20 protein-coding genes and 2 pseudogenes are annotated in these 26,926 nt (G+C 57.4%); 8 read left to right on the top strand and 14 right to left on the bottom strand.

What is annotated here, in order from left to right:
• Positions 1-274: 274 nt before the first annotated feature.
• From AC1RMG_RS26775 to AC1RMG_RS26755, 5 genes and pseudogenes are all read left to right on the top strand, one after another.
• Positions 275-1,378, top strand: coding sequence for a hypothetical protein (locus tag AC1RMG_RS26775; RefSeq protein WP_493170628.1), 1,104 nt, complete (start codon positions 275-277; stop codon positions 1,376-1,378).
• Positions 1,379-2,302, top strand: a complete 924-nt coding sequence (locus AC1RMG_RS26770) for a hypothetical protein (RefSeq protein ID WP_493170626.1) — start codon at positions 1,379-1,381, stop codon at positions 2,300-2,302. It abuts the gene before it with no gap.
• Positions 2,299-3,675 carry a DNA cytosine methyltransferase gene (locus AC1RMG_RS26765; protein ID WP_493170624.1) on the top strand — a complete coding sequence of 459 codons (1,377 nt, stop codon included), beginning with the start codon at positions 2,299-2,301 and terminating at the stop codon, positions 3,673-3,675. Before AC1RMG_RS26770 ends, AC1RMG_RS26765 begins: the two co-directional genes overlap by 4 nt.
• Before the next feature lie 731 nt (positions 3,676-4,406).
• Positions 4,407-4,567, top strand: a pseudogene (locus AC1RMG_RS26760) (site-specific integrase); the annotation flags it as partial.
• Between the two features lie 175 nt (positions 4,568-4,742).
• Positions 4,743-5,039 (top strand): annotated as a pseudogene (locus AC1RMG_RS26755) (phage portal protein); the annotation flags it as partial.
• Positions 5,040-5,367: 328 nt separating this feature from the next.
• On the opposite strand, the gene AC1RMG_RS26750 reads toward AC1RMG_RS26755, so the two are convergent.
• The 12 genes from AC1RMG_RS26750 to AC1RMG_RS26695 all read right to left on the bottom strand — a co-directional run bounded on the left by AC1RMG_RS26750 (position 5,368) and on the right by AC1RMG_RS26695 (position 21,866).
• Positions 5,368-6,399 (bottom strand): methyltransferase, encoded by a 1,032-nt coding sequence (locus tag AC1RMG_RS26750; protein WP_125063429.1) that lies wholly within the window; start codon positions 6,397-6,399, stop codon positions 5,368-5,370.
• Between the two features lie 1,922 nt (positions 6,400-8,321).
• Complete coding sequence (locus tag AC1RMG_RS26745; protein WP_125063430.1) at positions 8,322-8,972, bottom strand: hypothetical protein; 651 nt, start codon at positions 8,970-8,972, stop codon at positions 8,322-8,324.
• 496 nt (positions 8,973-9,468) lie between these two features.
• Positions 9,469-10,368, bottom strand: coding sequence for a glycosyltransferase family 2 protein (locus AC1RMG_RS26740; RefSeq protein WP_236204140.1), 900 nt, complete (start codon positions 10,366-10,368; stop codon positions 9,469-9,471).
• Positions 10,352-11,455: a glycosyltransferase family protein gene (locus tag AC1RMG_RS26735; protein ID WP_493170622.1), complete on the bottom strand. Its 1,104-nt coding sequence runs from the start codon at positions 11,453-11,455 to the stop codon at positions 10,352-10,354. The genes AC1RMG_RS26740 and AC1RMG_RS26735 overlap by 17 nt, the downstream gene beginning before the upstream one ends.
• Positions 11,452-13,524 carry a glycosyltransferase gene (locus tag AC1RMG_RS26730; protein WP_493170620.1) on the bottom strand — a complete coding sequence of 691 codons (2,073 nt, stop codon included), beginning with the start codon at positions 13,522-13,524 and terminating at the stop codon, positions 11,452-11,454. Before AC1RMG_RS26730 ends, AC1RMG_RS26735 begins: the two co-directional genes overlap by 4 nt.
• Before the next feature lie 25 nt (positions 13,525-13,549).
• Positions 13,550-14,572, bottom strand: a complete 1,023-nt coding sequence (locus tag AC1RMG_RS26725) for a class I SAM-dependent methyltransferase (RefSeq protein WP_401021740.1) — start codon at positions 14,570-14,572, stop codon at positions 13,550-13,552.
• A 29-nt stretch (positions 14,573-14,601) separates the two neighbouring features.
• Entirely contained in the window at positions 14,602-16,791 is a 2,190-nt protein-coding gene (locus AC1RMG_RS26720; RefSeq protein ID WP_493170617.1) for a glycosyltransferase, read from the bottom strand.
• Positions 16,784-17,476: a 2OG-Fe(II) oxygenase family protein gene (locus tag AC1RMG_RS26715; protein WP_125063436.1), complete on the bottom strand. Its 693-nt coding sequence runs from the start codon at positions 17,474-17,476 to the stop codon at positions 16,784-16,786. The genes AC1RMG_RS26720 and AC1RMG_RS26715 overlap by 8 nt, the downstream gene beginning before the upstream one ends.
• 5 nt (positions 17,477-17,481) lie before the next feature.
• Positions 17,482-18,858 carry a polysaccharide pyruvyl transferase family protein gene (locus tag AC1RMG_RS26710; protein WP_493170615.1) on the bottom strand — a complete coding sequence of 459 codons (1,377 nt, stop codon included), beginning with the start codon at positions 18,856-18,858 and terminating at the stop codon, positions 17,482-17,484.
• Positions 18,855-20,129 (bottom strand): ABC transporter ATP-binding protein, encoded by a 1,275-nt coding sequence (locus AC1RMG_RS26705; RefSeq protein ID WP_493170613.1) that lies wholly within the window; start codon positions 20,127-20,129, stop codon positions 18,855-18,857. The genes AC1RMG_RS26710 and AC1RMG_RS26705 overlap by 4 nt, the downstream gene beginning before the upstream one ends.
• The gene (locus tag AC1RMG_RS26700; RefSeq protein ID WP_410036398.1) at positions 20,119-20,934 is read right to left on the bottom strand and encodes an ABC transporter permease; all 816 of its coding nucleotides are present in this window, start codon (positions 20,932-20,934) and stop codon (positions 20,119-20,121) included. Before AC1RMG_RS26700 ends, AC1RMG_RS26705 begins: the two co-directional genes overlap by 11 nt.
• 281 nt (positions 20,935-21,215) lie before the next feature.
• Entirely contained in the window at positions 21,216-21,866 is a 651-nt protein-coding gene (locus tag AC1RMG_RS26695) for an FMN-dependent NADH-azoreductase (RefSeq protein WP_475264180.1), read from the bottom strand.
• Positions 21,867-21,963: 97 nt separating this feature from the next.
• Here AC1RMG_RS26695 and AC1RMG_RS26690 point away from each other — a divergent pair, with 97 nt between their 5' ends.
• Together AC1RMG_RS26690 and AC1RMG_RS26685 are read left to right on the top strand one after the other, a co-directional pair.
• Positions 21,964-22,824, top strand: a complete 861-nt coding sequence (locus AC1RMG_RS26690) for a LysR family transcriptional regulator (RefSeq protein ID WP_493170611.1) — start codon at positions 21,964-21,966, stop codon at positions 22,822-22,824.
• A 185-nt stretch (positions 22,825-23,009) separates the two neighbouring features.
• Entirely contained in the window at positions 23,010-24,581 is a 1,572-nt protein-coding gene (locus AC1RMG_RS26685) for a sensor domain-containing diguanylate cyclase (RefSeq protein WP_011060354.1), read from the top strand.
• 3 nt (positions 24,582-24,584) lie between these two features.
• Here AC1RMG_RS26685 and AC1RMG_RS26680 read toward each other — a convergent pair whose 3' ends face one another.
• A complete protein-coding gene (locus tag AC1RMG_RS26680; RefSeq protein WP_011060355.1) occupies positions 24,585-25,106 on the bottom strand; it encodes a GNAT family N-acetyltransferase in 522 nt (173 codons plus the stop codon).
• 35 nt (positions 25,107-25,141) lie between these two features.
• Complete coding sequence (locus tag AC1RMG_RS26675) at positions 25,142-25,717, bottom strand: GNAT family N-acetyltransferase (RefSeq protein WP_011060356.1); 576 nt, start codon at positions 25,715-25,717, stop codon at positions 25,142-25,144.
• 202 nt (positions 25,718-25,919) lie between these two features.
• Between AC1RMG_RS26675 and AC1RMG_RS26670 the strand changes: the two genes are divergently transcribed.
• Positions 25,920-26,744, top strand: coding sequence for an arylamine N-acetyltransferase family protein (locus AC1RMG_RS26670; protein ID WP_011060357.1), 825 nt, complete (start codon positions 25,920-25,922; stop codon positions 26,742-26,744).
• Positions 26,745-26,926 lie beyond the last annotated feature (182 nt).

Below are 26,926 nucleotides of genomic sequence, written 5' to 3'. Positions count from 1 at the left end.
GAGCACCCGCCTGGTCATCAATCTGTTGCTGATCGAGGAGAACCCCTTGAGCGCATGGCGGTTGCGCTGGTGTTTTTTGTGAAAGACGTTTGTTGATTTTAATAACGAAAATTGAGCTCGTTACGGGGGGGAGGGCTAGGATTTGCAGTGACGTCTGCTGTGGAGGCGGTTAGTATTCTTGCTTCGAATGGCGAGTTAAAGATTTGACTCGCATTGAATTTTGTGCTTTGGGGTGTGCATCTCATTGCAATTTCGTTTTGGTATGAGGCAGAAAATGGGCTCCGTGGAAATTAAATACGCTTCTTTGGATACGTTATTTCTTGACCCCCTGAACCCAAGGCTTGGCCGAAATGTTGCGAAAGCTAATGTCAAGCAAGAAGTAATTCTTGATGTGATGAGCGACTGGACTCTAGATGAGCTTGCTATCTCGTTTATAGAGAGTGGTTTTTGGCCTCAAGAAGCTTTGATAGTTGTTAGAGAGCCTATCTATGGAAGTGAAGAGTTTGTTGTTCTTGAAGGTAATAGGCGCCTTGCTGCTCTCAAGAAGTTAAAGCAAGCTGTAGAAGGGCAGGCAAAAGAAAAAAAATGGAAAGAAATTGCTGCCTCTGCGAGTAAGTTGCCAAAAGATTTTTTTGATCGTATTCCATATATCTGCGTAGCTAGTAGAACGGATGTTTCCGCATTTTTAGGGTTTCGTCACGTTACAGGTATAAAGGAGTGGGATCCCGCAGAGAAGGCTCAGTTCATTTCCTATCTTATTGAGAAAGAAAAACTTTCTTATGAAGAGGTTATGAGAAAGATAGGGAGTAAGACGCCGACTGTTAGAAGCCACTATATAGCATATAAATTATTGCTTCAGTTGGAGGATACGGAAGGTGTTGCAATTGAAAAGATTGAGGATAAGTTTAGTGTTCTTTATTTGTCGCTGCGCACTGCGGGTGTTCAAAAGTATCTAGGGATTGATATTAAGGCAGAGCCTGACAAGGCTAGAGTTCCTGTTGCTCAAGATGCTGAGCAGAAGCTCTATAACTATGCCAAGTGGATGTTTGGAGATGAAGGTAATCCTCCGCTGTTTTCTGATTCTCGAAATATTGACAAGTTTGGTAAGGTGCTGCTTAGTGCAGAGGCTGTAACATATTTGGAAACTAGCCAAAATCCAAACTTTGATTTTGCGCTTAAAAAAGCTGGAGGCGATACTGCTGAGGTTATTAGTCTTCTCTCTCAGGCTGGTGACAATATAGAGATATCTTTCAGCACTCTTCATATGCATGGAGATGACAAGGATGTCCAGTCAGTTGCAAGGCGATTAGCTTTGCATCTGGTTCAAATAACTAAGATATTTCCCGATCTTAAGGTGTTGGTCGAGGAAAAATTATAAATGCTTGCGCTTCCAGATAAAGGAATAAGTAATAGTGTTAACGTTCATAATTGTGATGCGTTAGCGGTAGCTGATTGGTTATTGGCTTCGTCTCTTTTTTGCGAAGAAGATGTTTCTAGATCAGACGTTTCAGATATTTTGATGGAGAATTTGACCTACTCTGATCAGGACTTTTGTCAAGAATTCATTGCTTCTGTTTGGGCGTTGCTTGAATCTTTTTCTTCAATAGTTAATAGTCCTGCGTTAAGAGTTGAGTCAAGAGCTATTCGGTTTCAGTCTGACTGGAAGAGCGATCGTGCGTTAGCGTATTGCCTTACGGCCTCACTAAGGGGGATTTATGAAACCTGGTCGAAAGCACATTGTGGTGACTATTTGACGCAAGGACTAATCTTGGAAGAGTTGACTAAGATTTCTCTTGCAAATCATCATCCAAATATTAAATTCAAGTCAACTGGGTGGAGTGGGATAAACACTAACCAAGACTTTTCGAGCCTGGTTTCACAAATTTGCCAAGATACTAATTTTTCTGAGCAGAATTTAGATCTTTGGGATAATGGATATATTAAAGATATGGGGTTGGACGTATATGGCTACTTCCCTGGTCATGGGAGAAGGCCTAGTGCGCCGTTCATGATGTTTCAGTGTGCGTCAGGAAGTAACTGGAAGGGTAAAAGAAAAACTCCTGACTTAGATGTTTGGTCTAATATTATGAACGTTTATTCAAAGCCAATTCGAGGTATGTCTGTTCCATTCTTGATTAATGAAACTGATTTTCAGCAGAGTTTGATTCTTATAGGTGGTCCTCTAATTGATAGGTCTTTATTGTTGTCCGGTCTGGATGGGAATGTTGATTTGCCCAATGACTTGCAGGTAATGATTGATGGTTGGGTTGATGTTAAAGTTGAAAAGCTCGAGAAGTTATGAGTAAGCGGTTTAAGTTTGTTGATCTCTTTGCTGGCCTAGGTGGCTTTCACCTTGCTGCTGAAGCTCTTGGTGGTGAGTGTGTTTTTGCGTCAGAATTAAAGTTGACGCTTCGGGAAAATTATCTTGTTAACTTTGGCACTTATCCTGCTGGAGATATTAGTAAAATAGATCCGAGTTCTATTCCATCACATGACCTATTGTGTGCAGGATTTCCTTGCCAGCCGTTTTCAAAAGCAGGAGGCCAAAAGGGCTGGAAAGATACCACTAGGGGGACATTGTTTTTTGTAATTGCACAGATTCTAGAGCTTAAAAAGCCTCAGTATGTAATTTTGGAGAATGTTGCAAATTTCTTTAAGCATGATGGTGGGAATACTTATGCTCAGGTTATAAGTACACTTAAAGAACTTGGGTATGAAGTAAAGTCTGAGAAGCTTTCACCCCATAGATATGGTGTTCCTCAACATAGAGATAGAATGTATATAGTTGCTTCTTTGAAAGGGCTTGAGGGGTTTAAATGGCCTGAGCCTACAGATGAGGTAACTCATATTTCTGATGTTTTGGAGCAGGAACCAACTCTTGGAAAACTTTTGCCTGATCGCGTAGTTGAGTGCTTAGGCGTGTGGCAAGACTTTATAGAAGCGCTTCCAGCTAGTATTAGTATTCCTTATTATCCTATATGGAGTATGGAGTTTGGGGCGACTTACCCAATTGATAAGCCTATTGAGAAATATAAGGTTAAAGACCTTTGGGGGTTTAAAGGTAGCTTTGGTATAAGCTTAAATGGTATGTCGCGAGAGCAGATCAAGGCTGCATTGCCAAGCCATGCTTTAAGATCTGTGGGGTTTCCAAAGTGGAAGGTCAGTTTCATTGAGCGAAATCGTAATTTTTATGAGGCTCATAAAGAGCACCTTGTAGGGTGGTTGGACCGTATTAAGGTCTTCCATTCATCTCTACAGAAGTTGGAGTGGAACTATAAAGAGGGTGAGCGAAATGTTTGGAGTCATTTAGTTCAGGTTAGGGCGTCAGGGTTGAGAATAAAAAAGCCTGATTTTTCCCCAGCATTGGTTGCGGCCTCTGATAGTCAAATCCCTATTGTTGCTTGGAAAAAACGCTATCTCTCTGTGCGGGAGTGTGCGCGACTGCAAAGTATGAATGATTTGAAGCTTCCTGAGTCTATGTATGATGCATATGAGGCTTTAGGGAATGCAGTGAATGTTAAGCTGGTAAAGCTAATTATTGGGAATTTAATAGAGCTGGATGAGTTGGTTTCCTTGGGGGCTTTGTCTTCTATTCCAGTGGTGGAAAGGAGGTCTAAGGTTTTTCATTCTATTGCTGATACGATAGAGCATGTTAAAGGTCTGGAGCAAAGATGAGGGGTATTAATAGATATGTGCCCAGCGATCATGGAGGCCATTCCTTTTTTGGGCAGGACGTAGTCGTGGGCCTTCACGATTATCTGTAAGTAGCTGTTTGGTTTCTAACTCTCTTTTACTGATGTATGGGGTCTTTATATGAACCCAGAGTCGAAAATTGAGAGGAAAGATATTTATATTTTTAATAAATGGTCTTTCCGATAGAAATCGGCAAACTCTTTCTTAAACTCAATATAGCGCTAATTGTCTTTAAGTTAGGGCGTAGAGGATTGAGGTTTAGGGCAAGGCGGGGGGGCGCTATTGGCCATCTTGTGCCTTCCAGCACTGTGTTGTTTGCCATAATTACTGGCCTACGGTGGTCTACGCAGGTACAGGACGAGGTTCGAATCCCGATCTTCTCTGGAGTTTCTTTGATTGGATGGATTTTGATCAAAAAAATGACCGGATATCTAGCACTTCCTTTTTCTCTGCTTAATTTTTGCTACAGCAAAGATATAGTCTCCGCTAGGTAACTGAAATTTAAGTGTTTTTTTGCTAAGTGCGCCCAATCCATCATCGGTGCAACGCTAAACCGCCGGGACAGCGTAGGGCTTGAGTTTACTGGGGCTGTAGCTGAATTCTGGACCATTTTGCTCTACGTGTTTAAGGCGTGTTTTGGGGCGTTTTCAGGCGTTTTTAAAGGCTCGGTGGTACGATGTACCACCCAAAAACTGACGCGTACCACTTTCCATATGGCGACTATCAGGGCAAGAAAACTGGCAGATGGGAGCGTGAGCTACACGGCTCAGATCCGCATCAAGCGCGACGGAGTGCAAGTTTACCAAGAGAGCCAGACCTTCGCCCGAAAACAGGCCCACAGGCCTGGGGGCGTAAGTGCGAGCTGGAACTGGATGGCCGCAGGATCTTCGACCATCTGAAGTGTTGGCTCAATGGCAGATGCTACGAAGTGCCGATATCTATGGATGGTTTGGCCAACATCACTGGGGCCAGTGTGTATCTGCAATTGGGGGAGTAGCATGCAGGCCCGTACCCTAATCCTGAACAAACTATTCAGCCGTAAGTAATAAGACAACGGTTGTCACGCTGGTTTCATCCTCTATATGACCGAAGCGGTCCAGGGGCAAGAGCGTATCAAGTAGTTTGACGCTGTGCTGAAGAGCTCGAAAGGCTCTGGCAACTTCCGCAACCTATTTGTCTATGCGCCCTCCAAGAAGAAAGACGTTATCCAGCTGATGCCTGTCAGCGAGGTGGCGGCTAGGTACGAGTTCAGCTCGATCAAGAGCATCAGTTGTGATGACTTGCTTGAGGCCTTGAGTATCGCACCGCAGTTAATGGGCATCGTGCAGCTGAGTGGTTTTGAGTCGTGGGGGGAGGTGCTGTAATTTAGGTAGTGAACGAGCCTGAGCTGTTATAGGTGGGCCCGCGTAGTAAATGAGGTGATGAGTTACTGCATCACATCAGCCCGACGCTGAATCACTCCGAATACTTAGCTTACGATTTTATATTTTTCTCTGTAGCTCTCTATAAGGCGGCTTAAGTTAGCAGGCTTTCCTAGAGTGATCTTAAAATTTGAGCTGGAGATTCAGAAAGCTGTACGGCAAGCGCAGTGGTCTCGAGAGAAGTCGAAAAGCAGGCTAATGATGTGAGTAACTCTGAGCAGTTGATAATTCAATTGCTCAGAGCATATAAGTTTTAGTTCGGACTGCGAAGGCACTCGATATAATTCATATCGAACCCGCGCGAGGGAAGGATGCTTTCAATACGCAGGCCCGCTTGAGAACATAGTGATTGAAAATCTTTGGTGCTTCTTACTTGCCCGGGCGTCCATACTCGTTGTTCAAAGTTTCGTGTATGAATGAATTCGGGGTTGTCGAACGAGTCGGAAAACTCTCGATCCAGCAGTCCTTCAATAATTACCAGGCGAGAGTCAAGACGCATCGCCTTTGCAATGGAAGTCAATATCTGAATGACGTTGGAGTTGTCCCAGTCATGCAATACGTGCTTGATAGTATAAACATCATGTCCGGGTGGAATCGCGCCGAAAATATTGGTTCCAATGAATTGGCAGTTTTCTAATTCGAGCGACTGAATGTGTCGATCGGCATTGATTTTATTTGATGGCTGATCGCAGATAATACACGATAATTTTTCGTATTTTGACGCCAGCGCGCATGCAAGGCTACCCGTGCCGCCCGCTACATCAACTAGGCTTTTTGCGTCTCCAATAATCAACTCTTCGACAATGTCCGGTATAAGCGATTGATTAGTCACGCCGTGCATGAACTCCACAAAGACCTTGCTGGCTTCGGGGTTTTTGTTGTAGTAATCCCATATTGTATCTTTATGAGCTAGTTTGAATGCATTGTCACCCGTCAGAAAGTGCTCTTCAAGTTTAATGGTTGCTGGGGCTAACTGCGCTCCCCATACTAGCAGATAAGGCCTGAACCATGATTTTGAAGCTTTCGTGAGTTGTAACCCTTTTCTGGCTATTAAATATTTTTCATCCTTTTTACGGATGAACTTGAGCTTCGTGGCAAGCAACAGCAGGTCATTGAGAATGTCCGATTTGGCTTTGCTAAGTTGATTCAATTCGTCGAGAGTTTTTGGGCCGGCAATTAAAAATTCGAAAATCTCGATTTTTGTCAAAAAATACAACGCATGTGCGGCATAGGATGCCTGAATCAACTCAAAGCAATTCAGCTCGTTTAGCACGGATTTTGCCATTAGGCTGTCTCCTGACTTCCGGGTTGTCATCGAAAATAAAAACTATGGAACAGCAGAATCATTCCTCTGGAATGGGCATGATATCTGCCGATCCAGACAGCTTGCAAGGCAAGTGTGGCCGGCATACTACGGGATTTTTCAAAAAAACCACATGACCTGCGCATATTAAATAACATATCGCTTGACTAACCCTTTCCGGCTGTCCCTAAGGCTCTAACTCATGAGAGGGTGGAGCTCCCTTGAAAGCTACAAGGAGTTACTCCGAAGCCTGGGGTGCTGTGCACCAAGACAGGCAGGAGCTGGGTTAGGCAGCGATTTGCTTGCTTATAGCCGAATCGTTAATACGACGAGCACCTCAGATGTTTCTGGAGGAGTGCTCCCATGCTTCCACCGGGACGAGGCGTTAAATCTATGTGTTCAGCAGGAACGAGAAGAGGATTTTCAGATTTACAAGGTGCGCAAGGTTTAATAGCCATTCCTGAATGAAGAATTGTTGGTCGCATACAGCACGATAGAGCGAATGTTACGGAGGTTGGGCCAGATGTGCGCCATGTATAGCGAGAGTGCCAAAACGACTAATAGCGTTGAGTCTGCCACTGCACTTGCTGGAAGGAGTCTATTTGCCTGTTTCGCCCCATGCAGCCCCTTGGGGTGGAAGTTGACTAACTTCAGTGATATCAAAAACGTTATCGTTATTATTGGCGTCCCCTATGAATCATAGGTTACGCTCTACACAATTGACTTGCAGGTGGGCTGGGCAATGAAGTAAGCGAGCTCCGTATCTATGCGGCCGCAGATCCAACTTTTAAGAAAATAGAGATCCTTAGTGTCAGGGGCGGCAGCAGGGCCTGATCAAGGCTAACGTCTACTAGGTCAGGTCTGTCTGCAAGCCACTGGCGTCGGTCAGCAGCTAGTCGGGACAACTCCAACCTATTCGTTCTGGCCACTGCTGTAATTGCTGATAAGTTGCGCTCGAAGTCAGTATGGAACTTGCTCGTAAAGGCCGGCCATACAAATGTAAGGATCGCAACACCGAATTAACCGAAGACTATGACGGCAATGTCACTATGGTGAGGGGCCTCAATGATCTGTTCATTCCGATTATCCGGGCGTGCGAATGCCCATTATTTCAGGGAGTCAGAAGCGAGTGCTGATAATCAGTTGCTCGATCTTGGAGCCCCGAAGAGATCGAAATAATGATTGTTGATGCTGACGTGCTACATGGCGTATTCGGAGCCGTGATTTGTTTCACCGTAGAGATCGGCGTGCTTCACCTCCTGGCGCGCACCGCCTGCCTGTGGGTCAAAAGGATCTCTTTTTCTGCCCCCTGCAACCCAGTTAAGTCGGAACCGGCCTGCGGGCTTTTGAGTTACTCTGAGGTGGGAGAAGCCTGGGGAACCCCGCGAAAGTAGGAGCGTTTTAGCGTTTGCTGATAGGAGTATAGCCAGCCGAGTCTGAGAAGAGCTTCGGGAAAAGGATTAGTTTTTTATGAGGCCATTGAAAAAGGGGGAGGGACTGGGCTTGAGACCTAACTTTCAGGAGGGTAGTTAAAGCTAGATTGAAGGTGGTTTTTTTGTCAAATATTAAATTTAAAGAATTTTATAAGATTTAAAATTAACTTGCCAGCAGTTAATTTTTATCAGTGACCTGAAAGCCGTGCATTACAAGGCTTTCAGCGGTGTTAGTGAAAAACTAACCGTCCTAAACTTTTTCTGATTGGATAACATGAAGCTATGGGTGGAACTTTAGTGTTACATGCACTGAAGTCGCATACGGAGTCTCGCACTCCAACCTTCATCACCTTCATTGAGGCGCACTCATCCACTGAACATAAGATGTTGCTGTGTGCGGATGGTGTCGGGATTGGAGCAAAGTAGGCGACAGGTTCAAGTGCCATAGCAGCTGAACCTGGCGGAGGGGGCTCAGGGAGTGACGGTGAAGTAACGCCCATGGCCATCGTTACCGCAGTAACTGGTTGAGACGGCCTGTGTTTCTTTTAGGACGCCCGTACCGCTGAGTTTGACTAGGTTGATGGCGCACTTGGAGGACAAGGCGCTCTGCTTGCTAAATTCGAGACTCGCCTCGTAATCCTTCCCGGCCTTTGGGACGAACTGAATGGTGGGGGGATAACAGTGGCCGTTATCGGTTTTGTAGTTAATGTCGATCAACACTGGCTGGTTTGCGGGAATTACAAATTCGTCGTAGCCCAGTCTGTCGAATTTAACGGCTTCTGTATGTGCGGTGGTGGGTATGCCAATTACGCGGTTCTGGTAGTCTTCAATCTTCATTCCTAGCACATCGGAGTCGCGCCAAAGGATGTAGCGCTGTTTTGGATCATGGTGACGTGTAGCGATACTTCCCTGCAAGCGACCATTTTCGGGATGGTTGTAATAGGCTTCGCAGGTTTTTCCGGGGATGTAGGAGGCCGGTTTTTCCGGTGCGGAGAAGATACGGATACGAGCACTGTTAGTGGGGTCGTACTTAGCCGCTTCGGTATCGTTGCGTAAATTAGTCTTTTCATAGCTGCAGCCGGTCAGTAATAGAGCACCTGCTGTGAGTAAAAACCACTTCATGATAAAACACGCTCCTTGTTGTGAATGCCAGTTTTGCCTGATGTGAAAGGGCATAAATTTACCTGGGGGGAGTTCTTCCTCTGATTTAGAGAGTTATTACTTTGGCGTCCGTAGTTTAAGCTCGGTACGTATATTGCTTAGTGAAGGTATTTTGCCATGAGATGTGGAGGGGGAATAGCAGTAAACAGAAGTGCCAGCAGCGTGTAACCTAATTAGATTTACGTGCAGTGGTAAGAAAGTGGTACGTGAGGCGTGCGCATTCTTTCTAGGTCTTTCAAAATAAGAGCCTTAGAAATAAACGGTCCAATCCATTATTGGTGCCACGGAAAAGCGCCGGGAAGGTTCTGAACGGGAAGGGCTTGAAGCGGTAAAGGGCATGGGATGTTTGTCGCTTTGCGGGGCAACCGCCTGTGGTCATGGCGGTTGTCGGGGTGACGAATTGGCGCAGTTTATCAGGAAGTGCCACGCCGACGTTGTGCTCTGAGCCATTGCCGGACTAGCGAGGTTGTCCGAGTATCCGTCCCAGCTGCGCCAGCCAGTGGTAGCCCACCACGAAACTGAATCGTAGCCAGACACCCGCGCAGATGCTCCAGGAGAGGACCCGGGGATAGTCCTCACGAAAAAACTTGCCATAGAAGCGGATCATGCCCCGGTGCTTGTGCCATTCGACGAACACCGGGCGGGTGCGGCTGCAGGCGCCCCAGGCGTGAAAGATCCTGGCCTGGGGTACGAAGCAGACTTTCCAGCCTTCCTGGCGAAAGCGCATGCACAGGTCCAGGTCCTCGCAGTGCAGGAAGTAGCCTTCGTCCCAGCCGCCGACGCTGTCCAGGGCTTCGCGCTTGACCAGCATACAGGCGCCGGAAATGGCTTCTACCTGCGTCGGACGGCTGGGCAGGGGCTCGCGGTGCAGAAGAAAGTCGGAGAACAGTCGCGGCGAGAGCCAGGCCAGGCCCGACAGGTTGAGGGCGCGTACTATTGCCCGCCGTGGAGTGGGGAAGACCCGACGTCCACCGGGCTGTTCGCTGCCGTCGAAGTTGCACAACAGGCCACCTGCCATGCCCAGATCGTGGGTGTGGCGCAGGGCGTCGATCATTCCTTGCAAGGCGCCCGGTTGCAATACGGTGTCGGGGTTGAGGAACAGGATGTGTGGCTGCTCGCAGTGACTGGCGCCTAGGTTGCAGGCCGCAGCGAAGCCGGTGTTGCTTGAGTTGCGCAGGATGAGCAGGCGTTCATCGGCAGCGAACCGGGTGGCAACCTGTTCCAGGCTGCCGTCATGGGAGGCATTGTCCACCAGCACCAGCCGGTTGATGTCCTGGGCCAGCACCGAGATCACGCAGTCCTCCAGCAGAAGGCCGGCGTTGTAGTTGACCACCACCACATCACAGGAACGCGGCATGGGCCCCCTCGAAGCGTTTTGCCCAGGAGTTGGCTTCGCGGAACTTCAGGGTCTCGGCCAGGGGCTCGGTAAACGTCAGCGCCTGGTGGATCACTCGGGAGATGTCGTCGAGGCTGTCGCTGAGAAACACTCCCGGAAGGTGGCGCCTGGTGCCCATTTCGCCGAATGCGGTGCTGACCACTGGCAAGCCCAGGGCCCGGTACTCGTAGTATTTGATCGGGTCGACGTAGCGGGTGATGTCGTTGCACTTGAACGGGATCAGGCCGACATCGAACTCGGCCATGGCTTGCAGCGCGGCCTCGTGGGACAGCGCCGGCAAGCACCGGATATTGTCCGGCAGTGCCCTGGGCGAAGGTCCGTGCTGGGGGCCGATCAGGCGTACCTCGGCCCCGGGAAAGGCCACGGCCAGGGCAAGCACGAATTCCCAGTCGAACCACTTGGCGAGGGTGCCGATGTAGCCGAACACCGGCCGTGTTCCATGTGCTGCGCGCCGGGACAGGGGCAGGGCGGGCAGGCGTTCGCTGGCGCAACCATTGAGCAGCAGCCGGGTATCGACCTGTTGCCGTTGCCAGTAGCGCTGCAAAGTCGTGCAAGAGGCCAGGGCGGTGACCACAGCCCGGGCGGTCTGGTGCTGGCGCCGGTGCATGGCACGGCGCGACCAGCCGCGATAGAACGCCGGTACGTTGTCCATGACGTCATAGAAACTGCCGGCGAAGATCGGTTCCTGCAGCAGTTGCAGGGCCAGCCTCGAGGGTTTGCCGATGCCGAGCTGGGTCGGTGCCTGGGCAAAATGGCGGATCTGTAGCTTGAGCTCCTGCCAGAACAGGCGATTGACCCAGCCCGAGCCGGGCAGGGGCTCTATGGGCAGGGCCCGGGGCCTGGCCAGGGTCAGCCAGTCCGGCACGGCGACGGTCGGGCCCTGGTATGGCGGGCGGGTAAGCAAGTCGGCCAGTACCGGCAAGCGCGTGGGATAGGGTTCGACCCACAGCACGGGGGCCTGGGTGGCCGCATGGAACTGGCGCACCAGTTCATGGGGGCGTTGCGCGAAGCTGTGCCAGCTGACCGGTGACAGATAGACCAGCCTCATGATGGCTCCCTGGCGGTGTGGGGAGTCCAGGGTCGGCCCCATTTCGCCTCGTACAGGGCCTTGTTGCGCTCAAACAGTTGTTGGCGCTGGCTGCCGGGCATCTGGCTGAACGAGGCAGAAAGATGGTGATGAATGAACACGTCTTCGGCAAAGGCGCAGGACAGCCCTGCTTGCTCGACCCGGCGGCAATAGTCGTCGTCTTCGAAAAAGCCCAGGCCGAAGGCTTCATCCAGGGCCCCGACGCGCTCATAGGTCGACCTGGGCATCATGACCGCGAAGAAACCGAGGGTGGCGCAGGGCACCACCTGGCCGGCATGGCGCCAGGTGTATTGGCGGGCGCGGCCAGGCATCTCCTCGAGGCTGCGGTAGCTGATCCCGATCTTCGCTTCGTTGCCGATGTTGTTGGTTACCGGCCCGATCAGGCCGAGCCCCGGGTTGCGTTGCAGGTGGCGGCGCAGGGTCTGCGCCCAGCCAGTGGTGACCTCGGTGTCGTTGTTGAGCAAGACCAGGAACTCGCCCCGAGCCCGGGCCAGGCCCTGATTGTTGGCCGCGGAGAAACCCAGGTTGCCGGGGTTGAGGATGAGCGAGTGAGCGCTGTCGCTGGCCCACTGCCGAAGGAACTCGACGCTGCCGTCGGTGGAGGCATTGTCGACGACAATGATCTCCAGGTTGCGGCCCAGAGCATCGGCGGCCAGGCTGGCCAGGCAGGCACGGGTAAATGCCAGGTTGTTGTAGGTCACTACTATCACGCTGATCAGGGGCCCGGTTTGCTCGCCTTCCACCAGGGCCTTCAACTGTTCTACCCGGTGCTCCCAAGTCTGTTGTGCGGCGAATTCCTGGCGCTGGCGGGAAGTGCTGTCGCAGGCAGGTTCCTGCAACGCCTGGGCGATGGCTTCGATAAAGGAGGGGGTATCCCTGGCAATGGATACCTGCTGGCCGAACTCCTGCAGCTCGGGCAGATCCACCGCCACCACCGGCTTGCCGGCACTCAGGTATTCGTAGACTTTGACCGGGTTGGTGGCCAGGGTCAGTGCCTCGATGCGAAACGGCAGGATGCAGACATCGAAGGCCTGCAGGTAGGCGGACAGCTGTGCGTAGGGGATTTCACCGGTCAGCCTGACGTTGGCATGGCGCTGCAGGCGCGCACCAACCCGCCCGGTATCTGCGCCTATCAGCAGGATCGTGCAGTGCCTGAAGGCTTCGGCGATGGCGGCCAGCAGATCCACATCGAACCACTGGGCGAGCGCCCCGTAGTAGCCGATCACGGGACGGCCTTGCGGGTCTTGATAACACTGGGCCGGGGGCTTGGAAAAATAGGTGAAGTCGGCGGCATTGCGCAATACGGCGCGTTGCCCGGTGCTTGCAGGCGGGCAGTGCCGACTCCAGTGGCGTTCCAGCCACGCCGAGGCAAACAGCGTGATATCGGCCTCGCGCAGCAGCTCATGCTCCAGTTGCAGCAGGTCCGGGGCGTTGTTGCCGAAGCCCTGATGGTCGTCCATGCAGTCATAGACCAGGCGGCTGGCCGGCAGCGCCCCGGCCACGGGGGCCCAGAACGGGTGCTGGACCAGGGAGATCACCTGGCTCGAATGGGCCCAGCTCAATAACTCGCCGATGCTGCGACGCAACTGCTGGACCACGGCCTCTTGCGGGGCAGCGTGGTAGAGGAGCGGGGCTGTGCGTGCAAACAGCCGCACTTCGAACAGCCGCCCTCGGTCATCCAGCGGGCGCAAGGTAAAACCGTCGCGAGCGTCGTCCTCCAGGCTGGCCGAGACATAGAAAACCCGGCGTCCGCTGGTGCTCAAGCCGCGGGCCAGGTGCTGGGGACGCTGCTGGCGGAAATCCCAGTCGATGGCACCCCAGACCACGTAATCCGGCCATTGCGGGTCGGCCGCCGGTAGCACGCTACAAGCGGGTACGAAACTCTTGGCGGCCCGCTGATGCCGCCGCAGGGCCCGCCAGCCAGGTCCCAGCACGCCGTGATACAGGCGCCGGATCAAGGCTTTCAGCAGGTAAGGCAGCGGCAGGCGGTGATAGACGCGGCGCCAGCGCTGGAACAGGGCGGTGCTCATTGTCGCGCCCCGGATACAGAGCGAGTCAAGGCACGGACTCCGACTGTTTCGGGGTCGCGGCAACGATCACGAAATCGCTGTTCAGGGTGCCCGACTCGATCAGCCCGTCTTCGATGTCGAACAGCATCCGCAGCACCCGCATCGCCTGGGGATCATCGGCCTTGAAATTGCCGGCGATGCCATGCAGCAGAAATTGCAGCAGGGTGCCGCCGCAGGTGTTGAGGGCCTGGATCTGGAAGTGCTGTTCCACCACCTTGAGGATGTCCTGGGAGCGCACCGCCTCGGACGGATCAACCTTCACCACCTCTTGTGGATCAGGGAGCGGTACGTTGTTCTGCACCTGACCGTAGGAACCCTGGACGAAAGAGCGGCGCATGGCCGGGGGAATCAGGGCGAAGGCATGGCTGATGGCTGCGCACTGGGCCTGGTCAAAGGCAAAGTGATTGGCGCCGACATACTCGTTGAAGAACAGCCAGCCGTCCGCCTTCAAGGCCTGGCGGACATTGGCGCAGACCTTTTCCAATTGGCGAATGTGATGCAGTGAACCGTTGAACCAGACGGCGTCGTAATGAGCGCTGGGCAGTTGCACCCGCTCGACGTCGGTAAGGCTGTAGTGCAGGGTCCGGGCCCCCAGCGCCGCCGCTTCTGCCCGGGCGGTGTCCAGCGCCGCCGGGGCGATATCCACGGCGTCGCAGTCCTGGAAGGCCTGGAGTTTGTAGAGCTCGCGTTCCAGGGTACCGGTGCCGCAGCCGATGCTCAGCATACGCGGCACCGGTAACCGGCCCGCCAGAAAGGTGTTCAGGCAATAGGGTACCCAGTGAGCATGACCGCTGCCGGCCGTGGCCTTTTGCTGATGGCGTTGTTGCACCGCAGGCACTGCCAGCCAGTAGACATCCGCAGAAAACGCATCCGAGCCGGCCTGGTTCTGTGACCAGTGCTCGGCGGTCTGCGCCTTGCGCTGCTCCTCGCTCATGTCGTCCGGGGGAACATGGGCTGCGACTGCCCGACCACTGAGCTGTTGAATTATTTTTTTCAGCACGTTCGGCATCTTCCTTGTGGGTGTATCGGGCTGCAGATTCAGTCGGTGAGCTTCATTCCCGTGGCGTCGGCGTTCGCTCTGCGGCGTGCTTGACGATGGGGTTGCCAGGGCCCCCACTTGCTTTCGAAGTAGGCCTGGTTCTTGTCCCATAACCGCTGGTATTCGCCGCTGGCGATAAGGGCCTTGAACGAGGCCTGGCCGTAGTGGTGGATGTAGCTATCCTCGGCGCATACGGTGCGCAAGCCGGCGGCCTGGACTCGCCGGCTGTAGTCGTCGTCTTCGAACATGCCGATGCCAAAGGCTTCATCCAGCCAGCCCACCTGATCCAGCACTTCGCGGCGCATCGCTACGCAAAACATGGCCAGCATCGGGATGTCGAAGCAGCGCCCGCGGTACTGGCTGGCGCGCCGGTCGGCGAAGTCCTCCATGTCGTCGAGGTCCTGGTAGTCGATGCTGACCCGGGCCTCGTTGCCCACCGCATTGGTGGTCGGCCCCACCAACCCCACCTCCGGGTCGTCGAGGTGGCGCAGCAGGGGCGCGAGCCAGCCCTTGGGCACCACGGTGTCGTTGTTGAGCAGGACCAGGTAGTGGCCCTGCGCAAGGCGCAGGCCCTGGTTGTTGGCGGCGGCGAAACCCAGGTTCTGTTCGTTGAGCACGATGCTCACATTGGGTTCGCTGCGGGCCAGGTAGCGCAGGTAGTTGCGGGTGGAGTCCTGCGAGGCGTTGTCGACGATGATCAGTTGCAGGTTCGGGTAGGCGCAATTGCGCAGCAGGCTGTCGATGCAGCCGCGGGTCAGCTGCACATTGTTGTAGGTGACGATGATTACCGAGACCTTCGGAAACAGTTCGACCAGCGCATCGCGCGTGTCTTCGAAGCGTTGCCGCCAATCGTTTTCCCTGGCCAGTGCCAGCCGTTGGTTCCAGCGCTGCAGATCGGTTTCCCCAAGGGCTCTTTCGATCTGCGTGACAAAGGCAGACGGCCCGTCGGCGAAATACAGGTAAGGCTCGTAGATCTGCATCTCCAGCAGCGGCACTGCGACCACGGGTTTGCCGGCGCTGATGAACTCGTAGAACTTCACCGGATCCACCGCGTGGGTCAGGTTGTAGAGGCGAAAAGGAATGATGCAGACATCGAAGTGGTACAGGTATTGCGGCATCTGCGAGTAAGGCTTGCGGCCCAGCAGGTGGACATTAGGCAAGCGGTCGAGGCCGGCCAGGTCACGGACGAACACATCGCCAATGAGCACCAGATTCCACTCTGGTCGTTGCCGGGCGATGGCCGCCACCAGCTCAAAATCGACCCATTCGGCCAGGGCACCATAGAAGCCGATGATCGGGCCTTGAAGCTCCTCCAGCAGAGTATTGGGTGTACAGCATCGGGCAAAGAAGTCGAAGTCCACCCCGTTTCTAACCAACTGGCAGCGACGGCTGGTACTGGCCCATTTGTCGTACAGCACGGAGGCGGTGACGGTTACCAGATCAGCCTGCTTCACCAGTACCTGTTCCTGGTCCAGCAAGGGCTGACCGATGTTCGGGAAGTCCTGCCATTCGTCCATGCAGTCGTATTGCACGGGCCAGCCGTATGCCTTGCGCAGGTGCAGGGCCAGGCGCGTCCAATAGGGCAGGTGAACCACCGACACCGCCGTCTTGATCCGGTAGTCGCTCACCAGGGCCTGCAACGCCTCGGCATTGGCGCGCAGGTTGCCTTCGGTGATGCAGGTGGCGTAGTAGTCCTGCCGTGCAAGCCCGCGCAGGGTGACTTCGAAGACCCCGGGAGCGACTGGGTGCACCGCATAGGGCCGCTCTGCTGTGGGTAGCGGCGAAAGGATTATGTAGAACACCCGATAACCCTGGATAGCGAACTGCGTCATCAGTTGCTGTGGTCGCTGGAACCTGGCGGACCAGTCGATATTGGCAAAGCACAGCAGGTCAAAATGCTGAGCAGCAGAGCCGGGTGCTGAGTCCTCCACGATATCGGGCTCCAAGGGGGTGGAAGCTGGCAGAGGCTGGACGAGAGAGGGCAGGTGAGTCGGGTACTCGCTCTCGTCGTTGATCACCCCGTGCCGCAGCAGTTGCATCAGCATGCGCAGGGGGCGGGTCAGGCGCCAGGAACGCGAGCGCCGCATATGTTCGATATGCGCCAGGGCGGCATCGCGCTGAAGGATGGCCTGTGCGTGCTCGAGCCGCAGCCGGGTCGACTCCTGCTCCTGCGAGTGGGACTTAGTCATGAGCGGGCTCATAGTTGTGCAGTGGGCTCTGGTCGCCACTGGGCCACATTGAGCTGAGGGAGCCGGGCCGGTAGAAGGTCACGGTCATGCTGCGCCGTGATGTCCGGCAATTGGCTACCACCTGCGTCACCGCATGCCAGGAGTTCTCGGCGCGTACCAGTACTGCCGATGTGCCCACCAGGGGCGGGATCACCGCGACCACATCCGTGGGGTCGGCAGAGCCCAGGATATTCAGGCAGCCACCGTCCTCGATGTTCCAGGAATCGTTGAAGTACAGGATATGGGTCACCAGCTTGTCGCCCAGGTCCGGGTGCGGGCCGAGGCAGGCCTGCGGCCCGTAGTGGAAGACATTGACCTCCATGGGAGCGTTTCTGAGGTCCATGTCGGTGAGCGTCGACAGCGCCAGGCGATAGTCCGGTGCGGTCAACTCGCTGGCCAGCTTGCGCCAGGCCGGGCTCAGGTGCTGCTCGTGGATAATGCGCCCGGTGCCCATTTCCACCAGTTGCCGCGCCTGGTACTCGTAGTCCTTTTCTCCGCCATAGCCGGACACCGTCTTGAAGGAGTCACGGGGATAGGTCGCTACCAGGGCCGCGGCGTCCGCGGGCGAATACAGTTCGGTGATCCGCCCCCAGCGAAAGGGCTGAGTGTGCAAGGGGGCTCTGGTCAGCATTGGCAGATTCAGCATCGTATTCATCTTCCCAATAAATGTTGCAGGCGGCGCCGCAGGGAGCGTAACGGCGCGGTGAGGCGATAGGAGTTGGAGCGATGGATTCGACCCAGCTCGGCATCGACCCGACTGGTGAGTTCCGTTTGGTGGCGGCGTAGTAGCGTCAACTGCTGTACCTGGATTTTCAGCTCATCCAGTTCGGCCTGTTTGCTCAGGCACGCCTCGCGCCAGTCCTCTCGGGTTTCCTCCAGCAGGCCGGGCAGGGCTTGCCAGAAGCGGTTCAGCACCTGGCTGGTGGGGCGCGGGCCCTGGGCGACCAGTTCGGCTACCCGGTCCCAATGGCGCTGTACTTGTTCCTGCGCGGCGATCACCTCGGGGCAGGGCCCCGTTTCGCTCAGGTGTTGCAGGAACCATTGGGGATCGATGGGCTGTTCGGCGGGCAGGGGGCGGATCCCGCGGTATGCGCGCAAGGCGGTGTACTTGCCCTGGTTCAGGTTGGCCGAGCAGAAGGCCGGTACGCCGAAGGCCAGGGCGGTGATCGCCAGGTGATAGCTGTGGCCGATGATGCCCTGGGCCTGGGCCAGGATCTCCGCCAGCAGCAGTGGCTCTGGCCAGGCCGGCAGGCGCACGGCCCGTGGCAGGTCGGCCCCGAGAATCGACTCATGGTCCCCGAGCACCGGGCCGATGGGCAACAGCAGCAGCTGCCACTGGCTGAACAGCGCGTTGTGGGTTTTCCATAGCTGGAGAAAGCTCTCCAGGCCGGCAATCGCATGCACCACCAGATAGGGCCCGGTCAGGCCGGCCTGGGCACAGAGTTGGCGATAGGCCGCCGAGGGTTGCTGCCGGTCGATCAGGCTGGGCAGGCCAAAGGCGGTATCCGGCAGTACCTCGACCTGGGCCTGCTCGCTCAGCGCGGACAGGGTGTTTGCAGACAGGGTGTCACGCACCCGGACGTGGGGGCTTTGCTCCAGGGTCAGCCTGACCAGGGGGGCCGCCCAGGATGGAATCGGGTTGCAGTGCATGCCGGGGGCGTTCCAGATCAGCGGCACATTGTGTTGCAGGGCCATCAGCGCAGGCGACAGCCAGTACCCGGTGGGGTGGTGGATCTGCGGGTCGGGCGGGTAGTAGTCGGCAGCGATGACCTTGTCGAAGCGAATGATGAAGCCGCCGCCGATCAGCACTGCGTCCAGGCTATCGATGAGCTGGGGCAGTTCACTCACCGAGGTGACGGGGTAGGGCCATTGCGGCGTGCTGCGCGAGTGATAGGAGAACGCGTGCAGGCGCACCTTGCCCAGGCGCGCCTGCAATGCTGCTTCGGTAATGAGGGGGAGCAGCAGGTCGCCGTAGTTGGCTACATCGAAGGTGCCGAATATCGCGACTTGCCATTGCTTGTCGCTCATGAACGCTCCTCGACTGCCAGGGGCTGCTGCGATGGGCGGGGGGCAGGTTCGATGTGCAAGTCGACGATTCCCAGGAAGTGCTTGTTGCCCGGCAAGGTGTCGAACGCCAGGAGGGCCACCTGCTTTTCAATCAGGTGGGAGGTTTCTTCCGTTTCGCCATTCATCAGCTTGAGCGTGATGTGGTAGCGCCCGGCCGCCAGGTTGGCGGCGAATCGCAGGCACACCGAGGCGCTGCGCCAGCCTTGCCGGGACTCGCCGCATTGCAGGGCGACGTTGACCCCGCTGACCACCAGCAGCCGGGCTTCCTGGATGGTCAGGCTGATATTGGGGCGGGCAATGGCGTCGCTGACCTGGGCATCGATGGCGATTTCGATCATGTCGCCGTGGGCAAAGCTTGAGTACAGCGCCCCGGTATTGCTGAACACGGCTGAGGTGATCCGCCCTTCAGGGGTGCCGAAGGCCATGCCGTGCTCCGGGTTGAGCGGTGTCTTGGCGCTGACCTGGACGGCGCCCGCGCTGGCCCAGCGGCGCTGTTCGTCACGCATGTCCAGCAGGTACAGCTCGGCCATCGCCTCCGGTGCACCGCTGGCGCGGATTTCGCCGTCGCGCAGGTAGAGGGCACGGTTGCAGAAACGCTTGACCATGCTCATGTCATGGGACACGAACAGCAGGGTCGTGCCTTGTCGGGTCAGGCGCTCCAGGCGTTCCAGGCACTTGAACTGGAAGGAAGCATCGCCGACGGCCAGGGCTTCGTCGACGATCAGGATATCCGGCTCCACGCACACCGAAACGGCAAAGGCCAGGCGCACCAGCATGCCGCTGGAATAGGTCCTGGTGGGCTGGTCGATGAATTCGCCGATGTTGGCGAAGGCGGTGATTTCGTCGAAACGCGCCTCGATCTCCGCGCGTTTGAGGCCCAATACCGCACCGTTGAGGTAGACGTTCTCGCGGCCGCTGAACTCGGGATTGAACCCCGAGCCCAGCTCCAGCAGGGCGGCGATCCGCCCATGGCTGGTCACGCTGCCCGTGGAAGCTGTGCTGGTGCCGCAGATCAGTTGCAGCAAGGTCGACTTGCCGCTGCCGTTGCGGCCGATGATGCCCAGGGTTTCGCCCTTGCGCACTTCCAGCGCAACGTCCTTCAAGGCCCAGAATTCGCGATAGCGCTGCTTGCCGCGGGGCAGCAGCAGTTGCAGCAGGCGGTCGCGGGGCTGGTCGTAGATCGGGTAGCACTTGCCCAGGCCCTGGGTCTTGATCGCCAGTTCAGAGCACATCGGCGAACCCCGGGCGGGTTTTTTCGAACCACGCCCATCCCAGGAAGGCCACGCCGAGCGCGACGCTCAGCTCTATCAGCCACAGGCCGAGATCGGGCACCACGCCCCAGATCAGCACGTCGCGGGAGGACTCGATCACCAGGGTCAAGGGGTTCAGGTAGAGCCAGTGCCGGTAGGCCTCAGGCAGGGCGCTCAGCGGATAGAACACCGCCGACATCAGCAGCAGGGCCGACATCAGTACACCGATGACCTGGCCAACATCCCGCAGGTAGACCCCCAGGGAGGCGAGGACCCAGGACAGCCCGAGGGTGAACAGCACCAGGGGCAGCAGCACCAGGGGAAACAGCAGAGCGGTGGGCGGCGGCAGGCCGAAGGCCAGGAGGTGGAACAGCAGCCAGACGGCAAAGCTCACCAGCGTGTGGAACAGCACCGCCCCGAGCATCACGCAGGGCAGCATGTCCAGGGGGAACACCACCTTCTTCACATAGTTGACGTGGCTCAGGATCAGCCCGGGGGCTCGGGTGAGGCATTCGGAGAACAGGTTGAAGACCATCATCCCGGTGAACGCCAGCAGGGCGAACTGGGTGTTCGAGTCGTTGTCGGTTCCCCAACGCACCTTGAACACCACGCTGAACACGAAGGTGTACACCAGCAACATGAGCAAGGGGTTGAGAAAGGACCAGAGCAGGCCGGCGATCGAGCCGCGGTAGCGGCCTATCACTTCGCGTTCGATCAGTGCCCGCAGCAGCTCGCGATGACGCCAGGGCCTGAAGGTGAAACGGTGCAGCGTGGTACTTCCGGTCAACTCCCGCTCCTTGGGCCAGCTTCCAGCACCACCCCATGCTCGACAAGGGCATGGGTGAACGGGTGGTGATTCGAAGCGAAGGATTTTGTGAATTGTTTATAGACCCGAAATGCAGGAAGTGAAGGTGTCGTTACAGCTTTTTTTGATGAGCGGCGGGCGCAGCCGGATAAGTGGCAAGACACCCGCGAGGGTAATGCTCACTGCGGATGCCTGGGCTCGGCGGTAAAGAGCAAGGTGGGCCAGGCGGGCAGGCTCCTGCGCGGCGCCGGCCCGGGTATGGTTCAGTACTGGCGGGCCGCCAGTTGCTGCGCCAGGGCCTGTGCCTGCTCGGCGGCCGCCTGTCGCGAGGCCTGGTCGATGTCCGGGCCGAGGATGGTCTTTTCCACGATCAGCGAGTGCTGGTTGGCAATCCCGATGAAATTCAGCCAGGCCTCTATATAGGGCTTTTGGAAATCGAATGCCGGCGCTGGTGTGCTGGAGCGGGAAGAAAAGTCCAGGCCCCGGGCGTAGGCCGCCACCGCCGTCTTGTTGCGCAGCAGGCCTTGCAGGCCGTTCTCGGGGTCGAAGCTGAAGAGGATGCCCTGGTGGGAAACCAGGTCGATGAAGTGCTTGAGCTTGTAGGGAATGCTGAAGTTCCACAGGGGTATGGAAAGCACCAACAGGTCGGCCTGGTGCAGCGGCTCTGCCAGCGCCTGGAGCCGGGCCCAGGCCCGCTGTTCGGCATTGCCCAGGGGCTGGCCGGCCAGTTGCGCATATTTGGCGTCCATGGCCGTCTGATCGAGTTCCGGCAAATCGAGGCTCCACAGGTCCAGGGTGGTGACCTCGGTGTCCGGCCGTTGCTGTCGGTAGCTCTGGATGAAGCTGTGGGCGAGTTCCAGGGAGGCGGAGCGGCGCAGGCGGGGCGAGCATTGAATGTGCAGGAGCCGGGTCATGGACGAATCTCTTGGGGTTGGGATGACCGTCATTGCAACATAGCTTGTTTTTAAATATAAATTGTCGATTCAATCCTTATTGATTTCATTCTGAAATATGTTCGATGCCCTGCTATTGCGCACCTTTGTTGCTGTTGTCGATGAACAAGGGTTCAGCCGTGCGGCCCTCAAGCTGCACCTGACCCAGTCCGCGGTCAGCGGCCACCTGCGGCGCCTGGAACAGCAGGTCGGCAAGCCGCTGCTCCAGCGCACCACCCGCTCGCAGCAGCTGACTGCCGATGGCGAGCGGTTGATGGCCTATGCCCGGGCGATCCTGGCGTTGAATCGCGACGCCTGGACCGAACTGACCCGGGTGCCGTTCCACGGGCGCGTGGGGGTGGGCCTGTCCGAGGATTTTGCCGACCCCCGGCTGCTGCGTGCGCTGCAGGATTTTGCCGGGCGCTACCCAGGTATCCGGCTCGATGTGCAGGTTGGCATTCCCGGTACGCTGCTGGATCTGCTGGCCCAGGGCAATTTGCAATTGGTGGTGGGCTCGCTGTGCGAAACTGCCGAGACTGGCCGCCTGCTCTGGTCCGAACCGCTGGTCTGGGCCGGGCTGGTGCAACCTGCCGGGCTCTTGCCCGACCCCTTGCCCTTGGCGCTGTTTCCCGAGCCTTGCCCCTACCGGGCCGCGGCCCTGGGCCGGCTGGCCCAGGCCGGCATTGCCCAGCGCACGGTTATGCTTTGCAGCAGCAATTGGGCCCTGCGCGCCGCCGTGCTGTCCGGGTTCGCCATAGCACCCATGGCGGCCAGCCAGTTGGGGGCAGGGCTGTGTGCCCTGGGGGAGGAATACGGTTTGCCACCGTTGCCGGATGCGCAGTACCGTCTGTTCACCGCGCCCGAAGCGGACCAGACTGTGCTGGCGGCGCTTTCCGAGGTGTTTGTCGAATATTGCTCGAGCCGTCGATCGGCACTTTAAGCATTGCTCGCGGTGGCCGATAACCCCAGGGTGGAGCCGGGCCGTTCAAGGTTGCTGCCTGAGCTCCCGGCCCGGGTCAGCGGCCAGAAAACCTATACTGTGCAGGGCGCTGGCCGTTCAGCCAGTCTCGAAAACAACCAGGGACCCGCCCTGTAGCCCAGGCCACTCCCGTCAGGACGACCCTTTTGCCTGTTCCCATCTACGATCCTCATCATCCCCCTGGCGGAACCCTGAAGCGTTTGCCGCTGCTCAAGGCCGCGGTGGCCTTCATCGCAACCGTGTTTCTGTGCCTGTGCGGGCTGTTGTACCTGCAACTGGAACAGTCCTGGCGTCACGACCTGATGCAGGCGGAAGTCAATTCCACCAACCTGACCCGGGCCATCGCCCAGCAGGCCGAAGACACTTTCATGGAAGCCGACCTGGTGCTGATGAGCCTGTCCGAATGGATCCAGGCCCTGGGCGATGGCCCTGAACAGCAGCCCCGCTTGCAGGGCATATTCGCCCGGCGGGTGCAGGCCCTGACCCAGCTCAGCGGGGTATTTCTCTATGACCGGGACGGTCAGTGGGTGGTCAGTTCCTTTGGTGATTCGCCCCATGGCAACGATGTGGCAGACCGCGACTACTTTCGTTTCCATCAGCAGAATGCTTCGTTGCTGGCTCACATCAGCCCGGCCATCCGCAGCCGGGCCAATGGCGAATGGATCATTCCCATCTCGCGGCGGCTCAACGATAGCCAGGGGAATTTCCAGGGGGTGCTGATGGCGGGCATCAAACTGGCGTATTTCGATCAGTTCTTCACCAGTTTCAACATCGACGAGCAGGGCGCCATGTTCCTTGCCCTGTCCGACGGTACGCTGATTGCGCGGCGGCCGTTCGAAGAGCGGCAGATCGGTGCTTCCCTGGCCCGCGGCGAGATCTTCAGCAAGTACTTGCCCGAGGCCACCACCGGCAACGCCATGATCACCTCGATTGTTGATGGGGTGACGCGCCTGTACGGCTATCGGCAGTTGCAGGCCTATCCCCTGGTGGTGGCCGCGGCCAACTCCAAGGATTCGGTGCTCAAGGGCTGGTATGCCTCGGCCTACCAGTCCACGGCCATCGTCGCCCTGGTGCTGCTGGGGGTCGGCCTGTTCGGCTGGGTCTTCGTGCAGCAGGTGCGCAACAACGAGCGGATCGAGGCAGATCTGCGCGAGGCCCAGGAGGCCCTGGAGGTGATCGCCACCCATGACAGCCTCACCGGCCTGGCCAACCGCCGCTTGTTCGAGCGCGCCCTGACCGTGGAGTTTGGTCGTGGTGCGCGGCAACGCAGCCCGTTGAGCCTGGTCATGGTCGATATCGACTATTTCAAGCGCTACAACGATACCTACGGGCATGTGGCGGGCGATCACTGCCTGACCGAGGTGGCCCAGGCGCTCAAGGGCTGCTGCCAGCGCAAGGCTGACCTGGCTGTGCGCTATGGTGGCGAAGAGTTTGCAGTGTTGCTGCCCGACACCGACATTCATGGCGCGCTGGCCATGGCCGAGCAGATTCGCCGCAGTGTCATGCAGCGCAACATCGCCCATTCCGGCTCACCGGTGGGCTGCGTGACGGTCAGCCTGGGCTGCTACGCCTTCGTGCCGACGGGCCGCGACAGCATCGAGATGTTTATCGAAAGGGCCGATGCGGCCCTGTATCAAGCCAAGGCCACGGGCCGCAATCGGGCCATGGCGCTGGCGGCGGACCATGTGGGGGAGCCGTTGCAGCGCTCCGATCGCTGACGGCTACCAGCGCTTGCAGAACACCTGGTTGGCGTAGGCGTTGCCGCCAAACTCGTAGGCGGTGCTACCGGCGCAGACGTAGCCCTGGGCCTGATAGAAGGCCTGCGCCCTGTGGTTCTGTGCCCAGACGGCGAGCCACAGGCAGGGCCTGTCGCTGGCTTGCAGCCGTTCTTCCACCTGTTGCAGCAGCGCCTGGCCAACGCCTTGCCGATGGGCATGGCGCTGCACGTACAGGCGCACCAACTCCATCCCATCGGCCAGGCCGGCAAGCGGCGGCCGGGTGTTGCCGGCGATTTCCGCGAAGCCCAGCAGGTGCCCGTTACGCTCGGCCAGCAACAGGCTTCTGTGGGGATCCTCAAGGCGCTGGCGGAACTGTTCCGGGGCGTAGACGCTCAGGGCTTCCTCGGCCAGGTCGCTGCGCATGCCATCGGTGGCATAGGTGTCGAGAAAGACCTGGGTGGCCAGGCCACTGATGCACAGCGCGTCCTCGCGCTGGGCTGGGCGTAGGGTGAAATCGACGGGCATGGCTACATCCTTGTGGGGCTTGTAAGGGTGAGGCCTCAGGCTTGGCTGAGGCGTTGTTGCAGACGCTGGCGCACGGCGGGCCACTCGTCGTCGATGATGCTGAAGCGCACGGAATTGCGCTTGCGTCCGTCGGGCATGATGCGCTCGTGCCGCACTATGCCTTCCTGTCGGGCGCCGAGGCGCAGGATCGCCGCGCGGGATGTGTGATTGATCTCGTCGGTCGTGAACTGCACCCGCACGCAGTTCATGTCGTCAAAGGCATGGCACAGCATCAGGTACTTGGCCTCGCTGTTGACGAAGCTGCGCTGCCAGCGGCTGGCGATCCAGGTGCTGCCGATCTCCAGCTTGCGGTTGTGCCGGTCGATCTTCCAGAAACGCGTGCAGCCGATGACTTCGCCCGTGCTCCTGAGCACGGTAGCGAACGGCAGTACGCTACCGGCATCACGGCCCTCGAGCGCCACGTCGAGGTAGCGTTCGACGGTGTCGGGGGAGGGCACTACGGTGAAAGGCAGGTTCCACAGCTCACCGTCCCGGGCGGCGTTGACCAGGGCGTCGGCATCACTGCGTTGCAACGGGCGCAGGATGATTCGCGGGCCTTCCAGTGAGTGCATGGCGCAGAGTTCTCCAGCGGGAGCGACGGGGCGCTTATTACAGAGTCGCCCTCGACGCTTGGCAAGAGCCAATCCGGGGCCAATGCGATAAAAAATATCAGCCGAATTGATTGTCCGGGCCTGCCGCTTCTGGCTTATACATAACGCCGACCTGCCGGGGCCTGTCGCGACCCTGGGCGACCCTCATTTCAAGGATTTGTGCATGAGCCAGCCGCACCTGATGAACTTCGACCTGTACCTGCAGCAACTGGGCTACCCACAGGCGCCAGCGCCGACCCTGGAAACCCTGCGGGAGCTGCAATGGCGCCATGTCTGTCGTTTTGCCTTCGAAAGCCTTTCGACCCTGTTGCGGGTTCCGGTACCCATCGACCTGGCCTCGGTGGAGCGCAAGATTCTCCACGAGGGGCGCGGCGGCTACTGCTATGAACTCAACCAGGCCTTCCTGGTGCTGTTGCAGCACCTGGGTTTCGATGCCCGGGGCATCACCGGGCGGGTGGTGATGGGGGCGCCGGAAGATGCGCTGACCGCTCGCAGCCACCGTCTGGCGCTGGTGCACCTGGAGGGCCAGCGCTACATCGTCGATGTCGGCTTTGGCGGCATGGTGCCCACCGCTCCCTTGCTGCTGGATACCGAGCAAGAACAGGCAACGCCCCACGAGCCGTATCGCATCACCCTGCGCGAAGGCAGCTACACCTTGCGCGCCAAGGTCATGGATGAATGGCGGGCGATGTACGTTTTTGACCTGCAACTGCAGGGCGATGTGGATTACGAGATGGGTAACTGGTACGTCTCGACCCACCCGGACTCTCCTTTCCTCGGCCAATTGAAGGTGGCGCTGATGGGGCCGGGAATACGCCGCACCTTGAACAATGGCAGCTACGCCCTGCATCGGATGGGGCAGCCCAGCGAGCGGCGGCAGATCACCGATGCAGGGGAACTGATGAGCCTGTTGCAGGACGAGTTTGCCCTGCGCCTGCCGGCCCACCCCGAACTGCCGCGGGTTCTCGAGCAGTTGCTAGAGGCCTGATTTCACGGCTTCCCCAACAGCGAGGCGGTGTCCGCGGTTCCGGTCGGTTGTCGACACGGCCGTCCAGGTGCAGTTGCCGCGTTTGCCGTCGCCGGCCCGGCCAACGGTAGGGCCGTGTTGCACCCAATGTGTACAAGATCCGGGTTCCGGCCAACGGATCGCACCCTACGAGCAGCAGATAA

Source organism: Pseudomonas sp. GW822-FHT04H02, assembly GCF_058800645.1.
Note: the sequence above shows the minus strand (reverse complement) of the source record. Positions and strands in the feature narration are given on the sequence as shown.